The sequence below is a fragment of the Streptomyces yamdrokensis genome (assembly GCF_053890455.1).
The window spans coordinates 1,044,572-1,062,373 of record NZ_CM132679.1; the positions used below are offsets into that span (position 1 = coordinate 1,044,572).

Consider the following 17,802-nt stretch of genomic DNA (forward strand, 5'->3'; position numbering starts at 1 on the left):
TCTTTCAGCGGTCACTAGGGGATCGATAGGGGTGTAAGGGCCAACCATCATTTGATTACAGTCGGCAACTGCCTTTGCGTGTGCCGCAGGGTGCTGTCTCATGCATTTCACTTAATGGGGGATCACGGTCGCATGTCTCAATTCCGCGACGGCTTCACCGAGGTCGGGATACCGGACGACGCAATCGCTATTGTGGGGCTGTCCTGCCGGCTCCCGAAGGCCCTCGACAAGAGCGCGTTCTGGGAACTGCTGAGAGACGCACGGCATGCGATCGGCGAAGTACCCGAAGACCGCTGGAATGCCGAGGAACTTCCGCCAGCCGCACGGCACGGAGCATTTCTCGACCGGGTGGACGAGTTCGACCCCGCATTCTTCGGCGTATCCCCGCGCGAAGCCTCGATGATGGACCCCCAGCAGCGGCTGATGCTGGAACTGTCCTGGGAGGCCTTCGAGGACGCCGGCGTCCCTCTGCGGCAGGTCCGGGGCAGCCGCACGGGGGTCTTCGTCGGGGCGGTCACCAACGACTACTCGGTGCTGCTGAACCGGCAGGGGCTGTCCGCCGTCACCCAGCACTCGCTGACCGGGACACAGCGCGCCATCATCGCCAACCGGGTGTCGTACACCCTCGGGCTGCGCGGTCCCAGTCTCACCGTGGACACCGCGCAGTCCTCCGGTCTGGTCGCCGTCCACCAGGCCTGCGAGAGCCTGCGCTCCGGCAGCTGCGAACTCGCCGTCGCAGGAGGCGTGAACCTCAACATCGTGCCCGAGAGCGCCCTCGCCGCCGACCGGTTCGGCGGGCTGTCACCGGACGGCCGCTGCTACACCTTTGACGCCCGGGCCAACGGCTATGTCCGCGGCGAGGGCGGCGGGGTCGTACTCCTCAAGCCTCTCGCGCGGGCCCTGGCCGACGGCGACTGCGTCTACTGCGTGATCCGCGGCGGCGCGCTCAACAACGACGGCACGACCGACGGCCTCACGGTCCCGAGCGCGGCCGCGCAGAGCGATGTGCTGCGGCTGGCGTACGAGCGGGCGGGCATCGACCCGGCGGACGTCCAGTACGTCGAACTGCACGGCACGGGCACCGCCCTCGGCGACCCCATCGAGGCGTCGGCCCTGGGCGATGTCCTGGGTACGGCCACCGGCCGCCGAATGCCGCTGACGGTCGGCTCGGCCAAGACGAACGTGGGCCATCTGGAGGGCGCCGCCGGAATGGTCGGCCTCCTCAAGACCGCTCTGTCCCTCCATATGCGCAAGATCCCGGCCAGTCTCCACTTCGAGACGCCGAACCCGCGCATCCCGCTGGACGAACTCAACCTGCGTGTCCAGCAGTCGCTGTCGGACTGGCCGGAGTCCGGGCCGGCCCTTGCGGGTGTCAGCTCGTTCGGGATGGGCGGCACCAACTGCCACATGGTCCTTCAGGGGATGCCGGTGACCGAGCCCGGCTCTGCGTCCGGTGGCAGGGGTGCGCAGGACCGTGCCGGTGCGGTGGTGCCGTGGATGGTCTCCGGCCGTGGTGAGGACGCCCTGCGGGCGCAGGCCGAGCGGCTGCGGACGTTCGTGGCGGACCGGCCCGAGCTGGACGCGGACGCCGTGGCGCTGTCGCTGGTGACGTCACGCGACTCTCACGAGAACCGGGCGGTCGTCCTCGGCGGAGACCGGGAGAGCCTGCTGACCGGGCTCACGGCTCTGGCCTCGGGAGAGCCTGCGTCTCGGATCGTACGGAGCCGGGGGGCTGTGCCGGCGGGGCGGTTGGCGTTTCTGTTCTCCGGGCAGGGCAGCCAGCGGGCCGGGATGGGGCGCGAACTGTACGCCGCCTTCCCTGTGTTCGCGGCCGCGCTTGATGAGATCTGCTCGCACTTCGATCCTCTGCTGGAACAGCCGCTGCGCGAGGTGATGTTCGCCGAAGCTGATGAGCAGGGGGTCTTGGACCAAACCGCCTACACCCAGCCCGCGCTGTTCGCGCTTGAGGTCGCCCTGTTCCGGCTGCTGGAGTCGTGGGGCATCCGGCCCGATGTCGTCACCGGGCACTCCATCGGCGAGCTGGCCGCCGCGCACGCGGCAGGGCTGTGGACTCTGGCCGACGCGTGTGCTGTCGTGGCCGCACGGGGACGCCTCATGCAACAACTGCCCTCCGGTGGGGCCATGGTCGCCGTCGAGGCACCGGAATCCGAAGTCCTGCCGCTGCTGGCCGGGCACGGGGAACACGCTTCCGTCGCGGCCGTCAACGGGCCTCGCGCCACGGTCATCAGCGGCACCGCCGAGGTAGTCGAGGACATCGCCGCGCAGCTTGCCACGCGCGGTCACCGCACCCGACGGCTGAAGGTCAGCCACGCCTTCCACTCGCCGCTCATGGACCCCATGCTGGAAGAGTTCCGGCAGGTCCTGGCGGGCGTGGAGTTCCGCACGCCTGGGCTGCCGCTGCCCGCCAGTGACGCGGCCCTGGACCCCGAGTACTGGGTCCGGCACATCCGAGACGCCGTCCGCTTCGCCGACCAGATCTCCTGGCTCGAGCAGCACGACACCACCCTCTATCTGGAGATCGGCCCCGGCGGAGTCCTCACCGCGATGGCCCAGGACACCATCACCCGCGCCGAAGCACTGCTCCTGCCCACCCTGCACAAGAACCTCGACGAGACCCACGCCGTCACCCGCGCCGCAGCCGAACTCCATGTCTCGGGCATGGAGATCGCGTGGCTGGAGGTACTCGCCGATCTGGGCGTCACGCCTTCGCATCGGGCCGAGCTGCCGACGTATGCGTTCCAGCGCCGTCGGTACTGGCTCAAGGAGACGGTCGGGGTGTCGGCCGGTCGCCTCAACGAGACGGCCGACGCTACGGCGGACGAGGAAGTCGCGGAGTCCGCTCCGCAGGCAGCCCGTTCCGCCGGGGCCTTTGCCTTCGCCGGGATGTCCCAGGAGGAGGTGAACCGGGAGCTGCTGGATCTCGTACGACGGCACATCGCCGCCGTGCTGGAGCACGATAGCCCCGAACAGGTCGCGGTGGACGCGCCGTTCAAGCAGCTCGGTTTCGACTCGCTCATGTCGGTGGAGTTCTGTGCCGCGCTCGGGCGGGCGGTCGGTGTGCGATTGCCGTCGTCCGCGCTATACGACCACCCCACGCCGGAGCAGCTGGCACAGCACCTGCACGGCGAACTCGCGGGCCTGCGAGGAGAGGTGGCGGCGCCCGAGGCGTCCGCTGCCTCGAACTCCGACGACCCGATCGTCATCGTCGGCATGAGCTGCCGTCTGCCGGGTGGGATTCGGACGCCCGGGCAGCTGTGGGCGCTGTTGGCGGACGGTGGTGACACCGTCTCGCCGTTCCCGGCCGACCGGGGCTGGGACCTGGACGCGCTGTACGACGCGGACCCGGTCCGCTCCGGCACGTCGTACGCGCGTGAGGGCGGCTTCCTTCACGACGCAGCCGACTTCGACCCCGCGTTCTTCGGCATCTCGCCTCGCGAGGCCCTGGCCATGGACCCGCAGCAGCGGCTGCTGCTGGAGACCTCCTGGGAGGCTCTCGAACGCGCCGGCATCAACTCGAAGTCGCTGCGCGGCACCAAGGCCGGGGTGTTCGTCGGCGCGACGGCACAGGACTACGGGCCCCGGCTGCACGAGGCGCCCGAGGAGATCGAGGGCTATGTGCTGACGGGCACGACGCCCAGTGTGGCGTCGGGCCGGGTGGCCTACACCCTCGGCCTGGAGGGCCCGGCCGTCACGGTCGACACGGCCTGCTCCTCCTCGCTGGTCGCCCTGCACATGGCCGCCCAGTCACTGCGCTCCGGCGAGTGCACGCTCGCCCTCGCGGGCGGGGCGACCGTCATGTCCAACCCCGGCATGTTCGTGGAGTTCAGCAGGCAGCGCGGGCTCGCTCCCGACGCCCGCGTCAAGGCCTTCGCCGACGCCGCCGACGGCACCGGGTGGGGCGAGGGCGTGGGAATGCTCCTGCTGGAGCGGCTGTCGGATGCGCGGCGGAACGGGCATCCGGTGCTGGCCGTGGTCCGGGGTACGGCCGTCAACCAGGACGGCGCCAGCAATGGTCTGACCGCCCCCAACGGCCCCTCGCAGCAGCGGGTGATCCGGCAGGCCCTCGCCAACGCCGGTCTCACCCCCGGTCAGGTCGACGCCGTCGAGGCGCATGGCACCGGGACCACCCTCGGCGACCCGATCGAGGCTCAGGCGCTGTTGGCGACCTATGGACGGGACCGGCCCGCCGAACGGCCCCTGTGGCTGGGCTCGGTGAAGTCCAACATCGGCCACACGCAGGCCGCCGCCGGTGTGGCCGGTGTCATCAAGATGGTCATGGCCATACATCACGGTGTCCTCCCGAGGACGCTGCACGTGGACCGGCCCACCACCCATGTCGACTGGTCGGCCGGCGCGGTCAGCCTCCTCACCGAGGAACAGGCCTGGCCCTTAAGCGACCAGCCCCGCCGTGCCGGCGTCTCGTCCTTCGGAGTCAGCGGCACCAACGCCCACGCCATCATCGAGGAGCCCCCGGCCATCGCCGATCCGCAGCGTCGGCCGGACGAGGCGGGCGTGGTGCCCTGGGTGATCTCGGCCCGGACCGCCGACGCGCTGCGCGACCAGGCACGACAGCTCCGCGAGTACGTCGATCAGCGGCCTGAGCTGGATGTCGCGGACGTCGCCGACACGCTCGTCCGTGGGCGCGCCCTGTTCGAGCACCGGGCCGTTGTGGTGGGCGAGACCTCTGATGCCCTGACCGCGGCGCTCGACGCGCTCGCTGCTGGGCAGCCTCACACGCATCTGGTCCAGGGGCAGGCCAAGAGCGCCGGGAAGACCGTGTTCGTCTTCCCCGGGCAGGGGACTCAGTGGGCCGGTATGGGCGCCGAACTCCTCGACACCGTCCCCGTATTCACCGAGTCGATCGCCCGCTGCGAGGAAGCTCTCGCGCCTTACGTCGACTGGTCGCTGACCGATGTCCTGCGCTCCGGCACGGAGTTGGACCGTGTCGACGTCATCCAGCCCGTCACCTGGGCCGTCATGGTCTCGCTCGCCGCCACATGGCAGCACCTGGGCATCCGCCCCGACGCGGTCGTGGGCCACTCCCAGGGCGAGATCGCCGCCGCCGCCGTCGCGGGCGCGCTCTCGCTGGAGGACGCCGCCAAGGTCGTCGCCGTACGCGCCCGGATCATCGGCGAACACCTCACCGGCCTGGGTGCCATGGCCTCCATCCCGCAGGCTGCCCACGGGGTCGAGGAGCAGCTGCCCAGTGGTGTCGGCATAGCCGCCGTCAACGGCCCCAACACGACCGTGGTCTCCGGCGACAAGGACGCCGTCGAAACGCTCGTCGCTCAGCTCCAGAACCAGGACGTCCGGGCCCGGCTGGTCCCCGTCGACTACGCCTCACACTCCGCGCACGTCGAAACGATCGAGGAGCAGCTGGCGACGGCCCTCGCGGGCATCACGCCCCAGACCTCTGAAGTGCCCTTCTTCTCCACCGTCGAGCCCGGATTCATCAACACATCCGCACTCGACGCCGGTTACTGGTACCGCAACCTCCGCCAGACCGTCCACTTCCACACCGCCATCGAACAGCTCACCGAGAGCGGCCACACCACCTACATCGAGTCCAGCGCCCACCCCGTCCTCACCTACAGCATCGAAGAAACCGAAGGCACCGACACCATCACCGGCACCCTCCGCCGCAACGAAGGCACCCTCACCCGACTCCTCACCTCAGCAGCACACCTCCACACCCACGGGCATGCCATCAACTGGCCCATCCCCCAGGGCAATCAGGCGACCGACCTTCCCACCTACCCCTTCCAGCACCAGCGCTACTGGATCAGCCCCCGCCCGAGCACTGCCACGGACACCGCGGACACCCGCTTCTGGGAGGCGGTCGAGAACGAGGACTGGGAGTCCCTCGGCCACACCCTCTCGGTCGAGGGCGATGCGCCGCTGGGCACGGTGCTCGCGGCGCTGGCGTCCTGGCGGAAGAGCCTGGATCGCGCGTCGGCGGTGGACAACCTGCGCTACCGGACGACTTGGAGGCCGTTGGCGGACCCGCAGGCGGGGCTGTACGGCACCTGGCTGGTCGTGGTCCCCGAAGGTCAGGAGGACGACACCCTGGTGGGCGCCGTCGCGGAGGCCCTGCGCGGCAATCGGACCCTCGTACGACAGGTCGTGCTGGACCCGGCCCAGCCGGAGCGCACGCGCTACGCCGAGCAGCTCTCCAGCACGCTCGGCGAGGGCGATGACATCACCGGCGTACTGTCCCTCCTCGCGCTGACCGGCAACGACGCCACCACAGCGGCGCCGACGCTCGCCCTCATCCAGGCCCTCGGCGACGCGGGCGTCCAGGCCCCGCTCTGGTGCGCCACCCAGGGCGCGGTCACCACCGGAGGCTCCGACCCGCTCACCCACCCCGCCCAGGCCCAGATCTGGGGCCTGGGCCGGATCGCCGCGCTGGAGCACCCCGACCGCTGGGGCGGACTCGTCGACCTGCCCGAGCAGCTCGACGAACGCGGCGCCGCACGTCTGCGTGCCGTACTGGCCGCCCCGGCCGGCGGCGAGGACCAGGTGGCCATCCGCGCCTCCGGTCTTCTCGCCCGCCGAATAGCCCGCACCGGCACCACCGACGGAACCGCGTGGGAGCCCCGCGGCACCGTCCTGATCACCGGCGGCACCGGCGCGCTCGGCGCGCACGTCGCCCGCTGGGCCGCCACCAACGGCGCGCAGCACCTAGTCCTCGCCGGCCGCAGCGGCGACAGCGCCCCCGGGGCCACCGACCTCCACGGTGAACTCACCGCGCTCGGCGCCACCGTGACCTTCGCCGCGTGCGATGTGAGCGACCCGGATACCGTAAAAGCACTCATCGCCGACCACCCCCACCTCACCTCCGTCGTCCACACAGCCGGTGTCCTCGACGACGCGATGCTCGACCGGCTCACCGTCGACCGCCTGGACCACGTACTGCGTCCGAAGGCCTCGGGCGCTGAACTCCTCGACCAGTACACGCGTGACCTGGATCTCGACGCCTTCGTGCTCTTCTCGTCGGTGGTCGGCACGCTCGGTCGGGCCGGGCAGGCCAACTTCGGTGCGGCGAACGCCCACTTGGACGCGATCGCCGAGCAGCGGCACGCGCTCGGGCTGCCCGCCACCTCCGTGGCGTGGGGCCCGTGGGACGCGGACGGCATGGCGGCCGGGGACGTGGCCGACCAGTTGCGTCGGCGGGGGCTCCCGGCCCTGGAGCCCGACCTCGCGCTGACCGCGCTGGGAGAGGCCGTCGGACGCGGCGAGCCGACGGTGACCGTCGCCGACATCGACTGGGCCCGTTTCGTGCCGGCGTACACCGCCGCGCGGCCCAGCGCGCTGATCTCGGACCTGACGGACGTACGGGACCTGCGGTCCGGGTCCATGTCCGGCGACGGCCGTCCGGGGGGTGACGACACGACGTGGACGGCACAGAACCTGTCCGGCCTGTCCGATGCCGAGGCCCAGCGGGTGCTGCTGGACCTTGTGCGGACGCAGGCCGCGGCCGTGCTCGGGCACGCTTCCGCGGACGCGGTGCACGCGTCGCAGGCGTTCAAGGACATCGGTGTCGACTCGCTGACCGGGGTCGAACTGCGGAACCGGCTCGTCGCCGTCACCGGTCTGAAGCTGCCGCCCACGCTGGTCTTCAACCATCCGACGCCCCAGACGCTGGCCCGCTTCCTGCACACGCAGGCGGCCGGCACGGCGGAGTCCGCCTCCGCGCTGCCGCTCCCGGCGGGTGCCGCGGCCGATGACGACCCGGTCGTCATCGTGTCGATGGCCTGCCGCTATCCGGGCGGGGTGCGTTCGCCCGAGGACCTCTGGCAGTTGGTCACCGAAGGCCGCGACGCCGTGTCCGTGTTCCCGACGGACCGGGGCTGGGACATCGACGCGCTCTACCACCCCGACCCGGAGCGCGCGGGTACGTCGTACGTCCGCGAGGGCGGATTCCTCTACGACGCCGCGGAGTTCGACGCCGAGTTCTTCGGGATCTCACCGCGTGAGGCGCAGGCGATGGACCCGCAGCAGCGGCTGCTGCTGGAGACTTCGTGGGAGGTGTTCGAGCGGGCCGGGATCGACCCGCGGTCGGTGGCCGGAAGCCAGGCGGGCGTCTACGTCGGTGTGGCGTCCCAGGACGAGTACGGGCCGCGCATGAGTGAGGCGCCCGAGGGGTTCGAGGGGTATCTGCTCACCGGTACGGCGGCCAGTGTGATCTCCGGCCGGGTGGCGTACACCCTCGGCCTGGAGGGCCCGGCTGTCACAGTCGACACGGCCTGCTCGTCCTCGCTGGTCGCCCTGCACATGGCCGTCCAGGCACTGCGGGACGGCGAGTGCGCTCTCGCGCTGGCCGGCGGTGTGACCGTCATGGCCTCGCCGGGGACGTTCGTGGAGTTCAGCCGGCAGCGGGGGCTCGCTCCCGACGGCCGCAGCAAGTCGTTCTCCGCGTCGGCCGACGGCACCAGCTGGGGCGAGGGCGCGGGCGTCCTGCTCCTGGAACGGCTGTCGGACGCCCGCCGCAACGGACACCCGGTCCTGGGTGTCGTACGCGGTACGGCGGTCAACCAGGACGGCGCGAGCAACGGGCTCACCGCCCCCAACGGCCCCTCCCAGGAGCGGGTCATCCGCCAGGCGCTCGGCCGGGCCCGGCTGACCGCCGCCGATGTCGACGCCGTCGAGGCGCACGGTACCGGCACCAGGCTGGGCGACCCGATCGAGGCGCAGGCACTGCTGGCCACGTACGGGCAGGACCGGCCCGCCGAACGGCCTCTGCTGCTCGGCTCCTTGAAGTCGAACATCGGACATACGCAGGCCGCGGCGGGCGTGGGCGGCGTCATCAAGATGGTGATGGCGATGCGTCACGGTGTGCTGCCGAGGACGCTGCACGTGGACGAGCCGACCCCGCACGTCGACTGGTCCGCCGGTGCGGTGTCGCTGCTGCGGGAAGCGGTGGAGTGGCCGGAGAACGGACGGCCCCGCCGGGCCGGTGTGTCGTCCTTCGGCGTGAGCGGCACCAACGCCCACGCGATCATCGAGCAGGCGGAGGAGGAGCCGACCGTCGCCGACGCACCTGAGGCTGGGGCCACCGGACCGATGCCGTGGGTCCTCGCCGGTCAGGGCCTAGACACCCTGCGGGCGCAGGCCGAGCGGCTGCGGTCGTTCGTCGCGGGGCGACCCGAACTCCCGGTATCCGACGTGGCGTTCTCGCTGGCCACTACGCGGGCGGCGCTCGATGACCGGGCCGCGGTGGTCGCCGAGGACCGGTCGGACTTCCTCGACGCACTGGGCGCGCTCGCGCGGGGCGAGGCGGACAGCCGGGTCCTGGCCGGCTCGGCGGACCGGGCGCAGGGGCGGTTGGCGTTTCTGTTCTCCGGGCAGGGCAGCCAGCGGGCCGGGATGGGGCGCGAACTGTACGCCGCCTTCCCTGTGTTCGCGGCCGCGCTTGATGAGATCTGCTCGCACTTCGATCCTCTGCTGGAACAGCCGCTGCGCGAGGTGATGTTCGCCGAAGCTGATGAGCAGGGGGTCTTGGACCAAACCGCCTACACCCAGCCCGCGCTGTTCGCGCTTGAGGTCGCCCTGTTCCGGCTGCTGGAGTCGTGGGGCATCCGGCCCGATGTCGTCACCGGGCACTCCATCGGCGAGCTGGCCGCCGCGCACGCGGCAGGGCTGTGGACTCTGGCCGACGCGTGTGCTGTCGTGGCCGCACGGGGACGCCTCATGCAACAACTGCCCTCCGGTGGGGCCATGGTCGCCGTCGAGGCACCGGAATCCGAAGTCCTGCCGCTGTTGGCCGGGCACGGGGAACACGCTTCCGTCGCGGCCGTCAACGGGCCTCGCGCCACGGTCATCAGCGGCACCGCCGAGGTAGTCGAGGACATCGCCGCGCAGCTTGCCACGCGCGGTCACCGCACCCGACGGCTGAAGGTCAGCCACGCCTTCCACTCGCCGCTCATGGACCCCATGCTGGAAGAGTTCCGGCAGGTCCTGGCGGGCGTGGAGTTCCGCACGCCTGGGCTGCCGCTGCCCGCCAGTGACGCGGCCCTGGACCCCGAGTACTGGGTCCGGCACATCCGAGACGCCGTCCGCTTCGCCGACCAGATCTCCTGGCTCGAGCAGCACGACACCACCCTCTATCTGGAGATCGGCCCCGGCGGAGTCCTCACCGCGATGGCCCAGGACACCATCACCCGCGCCGAAGCACTGCTCCTGCCCACCCTGCACAAGAACCTCGACGAGACCCACGCCGTCACCCGCGCCGCAGCCGAACTCCACGCCAACGGAACGCTCGTCGACTGGCAGGCCTTCTTCAGCAGCGAGGGGAGCGCCCCGCGCCGCGTGGAGCTGCCCACGTACGCGTTCCAGCGCCGCCGGTACTGGCTCGACGCGACGTCGGGGCGCAGGGAGCGGACCGCTGGTTCGCCGGTGGACGGCTGGCGTTACCGGGTGGTGTGGCGGCCCATGCCGTCCAACGCTGCCAAACTCAAGGGTGATTGGCTGCTCCTGGTCCCCGCCGGTCACGAGGGCCGGCCTCTCGTACGAGACGTCGTGCGGGCCCTGGAGGCCGGGCACGGTGCCGTACGACAGGTCGTGCTCGACCCCGTCGACGCCGATCGGGTGCGATTCGCCGAGGAACTCCGTGGTGTGCTCGGGGAGTTCGAGGCGACGGGCGTGCTGTCGCTGCTCGCGCTGACGGACGACGACGCCGCAGCACCGACGCTCGCTCTCTTCCAGGCGCTCGGCGACGCAGGCATCCAGGCCCCGCTCTGGTGCCTCACCCAGGGCGCGGTCACCACCGGAGGCTCCGACCCGCTGATCCAGCCCGCCCAGGCGCAGGTCTGGGGCCTGGGGCAGGTCGCCGCGCTCGAGCACCCCGACCGCTGGGGCGGACTCGTCGATCTGCCCGAGCAGCTCGACGAACGCGGTGCCGCACACCTGCGGGCCGTACTCGCCTCCACGGCGTCCGGCAGTGAGGACCAGGTGGCCATCCGCGCGGCCGGTGTCCTCGCGCGCCGACTGGCCCGGGCGAGCAGCGGCAGCGGTACGGCCTGGCAGCCGCGTGGCACGGCTCTGATCACCGGTGGCAGCGGAGCGCTCGGTGCCCGCGTCGCGCGCTGGGCCGCCGAGAACGGGGCCCAGCACCTGGTCCTCGCCAGCCGGCGCGGCGGCGAGGCCCCTGGTGCCACCGACCTGGGCGGTGAAATCACCGCGCTCGGCGCCACCGTGACCTTCGCGGCCTGCGATGTGAGCGACCCCGAGCAGGTGCGTTCGCTCATCGCCGACCACCCGGACCTCACCGCGGTCGTCCACACGGCCGGCAGCCTCGACGACGGCGTACTCGACCACCTCACCGCGGACCGTCTGGACCACGTACTGCGTCCGAAGGCGACCGCCGCCGAACTCCTCGACCAGTACACGCGTCACCTCGACCTCGACGCCTTCGTACTGTTCTCCTCCGCGGCAGCCACCTTCGGCAACGAGGGCCAGGCCAACTACGCTGCGGCGAACGCCCACTTGGACGCGCTGGCACAGCGGCGGCACGCGCTCGGGCTGCCCGCGACCTCGGTGGCGTGGGGTGCCTGGGCGGATTCGGGTATGGCCATGGGGCAGGCCGCGGCCGAGCAGTTGCATCGCAGTGGGTTCCCCGCGATGTCCCCGGAGCCGGCGCTCACCGCGCTGGCGGAGGCCGTCGGGCAGGGCACCGCGGCGCTGACCGTCGCCGACATCGACTGGGCCCGCTTCGTACCGGCGTACACCGCCGCCCGTCCCAGCCCGCTGATCTCCGACCTGGCGGACGTACGGGATCTCCTGGCCACGGCCGGGTCCGGTGACGCACAGCTCGACGAGGAGTCGCTGGCCGGGCGGCTTGCCGGGCTGTCGGCGCCGAAGCGTGAGGAGCTGCTGCTGGAACTGGTGCGTACGCAGGCGGCGTTGGTCCTCGGTCACGCCGGGCCCCAGTCGGTGGCGCCGAACCGTGCGTTCAAGGACCTCGGCTTCGACTCGCTCGGCGCGGTCCAGCTGCGTAACCGGCTGAACGCGGCCACCGGGCTGCGGCTCACCACCAGCGTGATCTTCGACTACCCGACGGCGTGCGAGCTGGCCCGTCATGTGCTGGGCGAGTTCCCGGGCCTGGGAGGCGACGGCGAGCAGACCGGCCACACCGCCACCGTCCGGGGTGCGGCGGCCCTCGACGACGATCCGATCGCGATCGTGGCCATGAGCTGCCGCTTCCCGGGCGGGATTCGGACCCCCGAGGAACTGTGGGCGCTGCTGGCGGCCGGTGGTGACGCGGTCTCGCCGTTCCCGGCCGACCGCGGTTGGGACCTGGAGGCGCTCTACGACGCCGACCCGGACCGTTCCGGCACGTCCTACGTGCGGGAGGGCGCCTTCCTCCAGGGTGTGGGCGAGTTCGACGCAGCCTTCTTCGGCATCAACCCGCGCGAGGCCCTGGCGATGGACCCGCAGCAGCGGCTGCTCCTGGAGACGTCCTGGGAGGCCTTCGAGCGGGCCGGCATCGACCCCAAGTCGCTGCGCGGCAGCAAGGCGGGCGTGTTCGTCGGCAGCAACGGTCAGGACTACGCCACCTTACTCCGCCAGGTGCCGGAGACGGTCAAGGGCTACCTCGGCACCGGTATCGCGGGCAGTGTGGCGTCGGGCCGGGTGGCCTACACCCTCGGCCTGGAGGGCCCGGCCGTCACGGTCGACACGGCCTGCTCCTCCTCGCTCGTCGCCCTGCACATGGCCGCCCAGTCAGTGCGCTCCGGCGAGTGCACGCTCGCCCTCGCGGGTGGTGTGACGGTCATGTCGACTCCCGAGGTCTTCGTGGAGTTCAGCAGGCAGCGGGGTCTTGCGCCGGACGCCCGCGTCAAGGCCTTCGCCGAGGCCGCCGACGGCACCGGGTGGGGAGAGGGCATCGGCATGCTGCTGCTGGAGCGGCTCTCCGACGCCGAGCGACATGGACACCCTGTCCTGGGCATCGTGCGCGGCACGGCCGTCAACCAGGACGGCGCCAGCAATGGTCTGACCGCCCCCAACGGCCCCTCGCAGCAGCGGGTGATCCGGCAGGCCCTCGCCAACGCCGGTCTCACCCCCGGTCAGGTCGACGCCGTCGAGGCGCATGGCACCGGGACCACCCTCGGCGACCCGATCGAGGCTCAGGCGCTGTTGGCGACCTATGGACGGGACCGGCCCGCCGAACGGCCCCTGTGGCTGGGCTCGGTGAAGTCCAACATCGGCCACACGCAGGCCGCCGCCGGTGTCGCGGGCGTCATCAAGATGGTCATGGCCATGCGACATGAGGTTTTGCCGAGGACGCTGCATGTCGATGAGCCCACCAGCCATGTCGACTGGGACGCCGGCGCCGTCACCCTGCTCACCGAGGAACAGGCCTGGCCGGGGAGCGACCAGCCCCGCCGTGCCGGTGTCTCGTCCTTCGGGGTCAGTGGCACCAACGCCCACGCCATCATCGAGGAGCGCCCGGCCATCACCGATCCGCAGGATCAGCCCGCCGAGCCAGGCGTGGTGCCGTGGGTGCTCTCGGCCCGGACCGCCGACGCGCTGCGCGACCAGGCACGACAGCTCCGCGCATACGTCGATCAGCGGCCTGAGCTGGACACCTCGGCCGTCGCCGACACACTCGCCCACGGACGCGCCCTGTTCGAACACCGCGCTGTCGCAGTGGGTGGCAACACCGGCGAACTCCTCCAGGCCCTCGATGCCCTCGCCCAGGGCGAGCCCTCGCCCCACCTCGTGCAGGGCGTCGCGTCGGACGAGACCGGCAGGACCGTGTTTGTGTTCCCGGGGCAGGGGACTCAGTGGGCCGGTATGGGCGCCGAACTCCTCGACGCCGTCCCCGTATTCACCGAGTCGATCGCCCGCTGCGAGGAGGCCCTTGCGCCTTACGTGGACTGGTCGCTGACCGATGTTCTGCGGTCGCGTGCGGAGTTGGACCGCGTGGACGTCATCCAGCCGGTGACCTGGGCTGTCATGGTCTCGCTCGCCGCGACATGGCAGCACCTCGGTGTCCGTCCGGACGCCGTGGTCGGCCACTCCCAGGGCGAGATCGCGGCTGCGGCTGTGGCGGGTGCGCTGTCGCTGGAGGACGCGGCGAAGGTCGTCGCCGTACGCGCACAGATCATCGGCGAACACCTCGCCGGCCTGGGTGCCATGGCCTCCATCCCGCAGCCCGCCCACACCGTCGAAGCACAGCTCCGGAACGGTGTCAGCATCGCCGCGATCAACGGCCCCAACGCCACGGTCGTTTCGGGCGACAAGGACGCCGTCGAAGCCCTGGTCAAGGACCTTCAGAACCAGGACGTCCGGGCCCGGCTGGTCCCCGTCGACTACGCCTCACACTCCGCGCACGTCGAAACGATCGAGGAGCAGCTGGCGACGGCCCTCGCGGGCATCACGCCCCAGACCTCTGAAGTGCCCTTCTTCTCCACCGTCGAGCCCGGATTCATCAACACATCCGCACTCGACGCCGGTTACTGGTACCGCAACCTCCGCCAGACCGTCCACTTCCACACCGCCATCGAACAGCTCACCGAGAGCGGCCACACCACCTACATCGAGTCCAGCGCCCACCCCGTCCTCACCTACAGCATCGAAGAAACCGAAGGCACCGACACCATCACCGGCACCCTCCGCCGCAACGAAGGCACCCTCACCCGACTCCTCACCTCAGCAGCACACCTCCACACCCACGGGCATGCCATCAACTGGCCCATCCCCCACACCCGGCCCATCGACCTCCCCACCTACCCCTTCCAGCACCAGCGCTACTGGCCCGCACCGGCCGCCGTACGACCCGTCGACGCCGTGTCCATCGGGCTGGGCGTCGCAGGTCATCCGCTTCTCGGAGCGGCCGTGGAGCTGGCGGGCACGGACACGCACCTGTTCACCGGGCTGCTGTCGCTGCAGAGCCACCCCTGGCTGGCGGACCACGCCGTGGCCGGAACCGTGCTGCTGCCCGGCACCGGCTTCCTCGAACTCGCCCTCCAGGCCGGTCACCACGTCGGCTGCGGCACCGTGGAGGAACTCACTCTGGAAGCGCCCCTGGTGCTGCCCGAGAAGGGCGGGGTCCGTATCCAGCTCGGACTCGGGGAGGCCGACGACTCCGGTCGGCGGGAGCTGAACCTGCACTCGCGGGCGCAGGACGCCGGGGACGACGAGCCCTGGACCCTGCATGCCACCGGCACGCTGGCCCCGATAGAGCAGTCCCCGAGTCCGGACTCCGACCTGGCCGCGTGGCCGCCCTCCGGTGCGGAGGCGATCACAGTCACGGATGCCTACGACCGCCTGGCCGCGCTGGGGGTCGAGTACGGCCCTGCCTTCCAGGGGCTCCGGGCGGCATGGCGGCGCGGTGACGAGGTGCTCGCCGAGGTCGCCCTGCCTGAGGAGCACTCCGCTGAGGCCAAGGACTACGGCATCCACCCGGCGCTGCTCGACGCGGCGCTTCAACCGCTTGGCCTGGGCGTGCTGTTGGCCGAGCCCGGTGAGGGGATGACCCGGCGTCCGTTCGCGTGGAGCGGTGTGACGCTGCATGCCCAGGGCGCGGTCGCGGGCCGGGTGCGGATCGCCCTGGCCGGTGAGGACGCCGTGTCCGTCACGGTGGCCGACCCGGCGGGCCGACCGGTGGCCTCGGTCGACGTACTGACGCTGCGGCAGGTCGGTGCGAAGCAGGTCGCGGAGGCGCACAGCGACTCGCTGTTCCGGGTGGAATGGGTACCGGTCGCCGTGTCACGATCGGGTGCGCCGGCCGGACGGTGGGCACTCATCGGGAGCGGCAGCGGCAGCGGCAGCGGCAGCGGCAGCGGCAGCGGCAGCGGCAGCGGTCACGGCAGCGGGAGCGGCAGCGGTCACGGCAGCGGTCACGGCAGCGGTCACGGCAATGTCGACGTGTACGAGGATCTCGGCAGCCTGGCCGCCGCGGCCGGCCCCGTTCCTGAGCTGGTCTTCGCACCCTTCCCCGACGCCGCCGACAGTACCACCGCTTCGGATGCCGTACGCCGGGTCACGCACCGTGCGCTTGACCTCGTACAGGCGTGGCTGGCCGACGAGCGGTTCGCCGCGTCGCGGCTGGTGATTCTGGCCGGGCAGGGCCTGACCGGTGGGCCGGTCTGGGGTCTGGTCAGGTCGGCGCAGGTGGAGAATCCCGGCCGTTTCGTGCTGATCGAGACGGGTGGGTCCGGCGACGCCGAGCCCGATTGGGAGCTGCTGGCGGCCGCTGCCGTCGGTGACGAGCCTCAGCTGCGGCTGGACGGCGGCGAGTTCGGCGCACCGCGTCTGGTGCGTGTCCCCCGGCCCGACGCGGCGAGCCCCGGATTCGGGGCCGAGGGCACTGTCCTGCTGACCGGTGCCTCGGGTGGGCTCGCCCGGTTGCTCGCGCGGCATCTGGTGGCCGAGCGAGGGGTCCGGAATCTGCTGCTCGCGTCTCGCAGCGGGGCCACCGCAGAGGGTATGCCGGAGCTGGTGGCCGAGCTGACCGGGCTCGGTGCCGCGGTCGAGGTCGCGGCCTGTGACGTGGCCGACCGGGAGGCGCTGGCCGGGCTGCTGGCCGCCGTACCGGCGGAGCGTCCGCTGAGCGCCGTGGTGCACACGGCGGCGGTTCTGGACGACGGTGTGGTCGAGGCGCTGACGCCGGAGCGGATCGACCGGGTGCTGCGGCCGAAGGTCGACGGGGCGCTGAACCTACATGCGCTGACCGAGCATCTGGACCTGTCCGCGTTCGTGCTGTTCTCCTCGCTGTCGGGCACCCTCGGCGGCGCGGGGCTAGCCAACTACTCGGCGGCCAATGCCTTCCTCGACGCCCTCGCCCGCCATCGGCACGAGCGCGGGCTGCCCGCGGTGTCGCTGGCCTGGGGTCTGTGGGAGCAGCGCAGCGGTATGGCCGGGCGGCTGAGCGATGTGGACCTGGCCCGGATGTCCCGGGTCGGGGCGGCGCCGATGTCGGCGGACGAGGGCCTGGCCCTGTTCGATACCGCCACCGCGCTGGACGAGGCCGTGATCGTGCCGGCCCGGCTGGATCTGGCGGAGCTGCGCGCGCAGGCGGCGGCCGGTGTGATGGCGCCGCTGTTCCGCAGTGTCGTCCGCACTTCGGCCGTCCGGCGTACGGCGTCCGCGGCCGGTGTCCGTACCGAGGAAGCCGCCTCCGGGATCGCCGGCCGGCTCGCCGGGCTGGCCCGCGCCGATCAGGAGCGGATGCTGCTGGATCTCGTACGGGAGCAGGTCACGGCCGTGCTCGGGCATGCCACGCCCGAGGAGGTGCGGGCGAACCGGGCCTTCAAGGATCTCGGGTTCGACTCGCTGACCTCCGTCGAGCTGCGCAACCGGCTGCGGTCGGCGACCGGGCTGCGGCTGACGCCGACCCTGGTCTTCGACCACCCCAACCCGGCCGCGCTCGCTCAGCGGCTGCTGGACGAACTCGTACCGCAGGACCAGGAGAACGGACTGCCTCTCACGGCGGAGCTGGAGCGGCTGGAGGCCGCCTTCCTCGAGTCCCCCTTCCTCGACTCCGCCGCTCTCGAAGACGACGCACGAGACAAGATCGCGGCACGGCTGCAGGCCCTGCTGTGGAAATTGGACGACACCCGCGGCGCAGCGAAGACGAGCGACGCCGACGGGCTCGCGGAGGACGGGGAGTTGGACTTCGACCCCGTCAGCGACGACGAGATGTTCGACCTCATCGACAAGGAGCTGGGCCAGCTCTGATCCCGTCGCCGTACCGCTTGCCGGTTTCCGGTTTCCGCGCCTCGCGCTGCCGTCCCTGCTCCCCACCGTGCCAACTGACCACTGGCCTTTCTAGGACGT

1 protein-coding gene is annotated in these 17,802 nt (G+C 71.5%); it reads left to right on the top strand.

Annotated elements, in window-relative coordinates; translation table 11 throughout:
- The first annotated feature begins 132 nt into the window (after positions 1-132).
- Positions 133-17,703, top strand: coding sequence for a type I polyketide synthase (locus ACWZEH_RS04110; protein ID WP_456195700.1), 17,571 nt, complete (start codon positions 133-135; stop codon positions 17,701-17,703).
- Positions 17,704-17,802 lie beyond the last annotated feature (99 nt).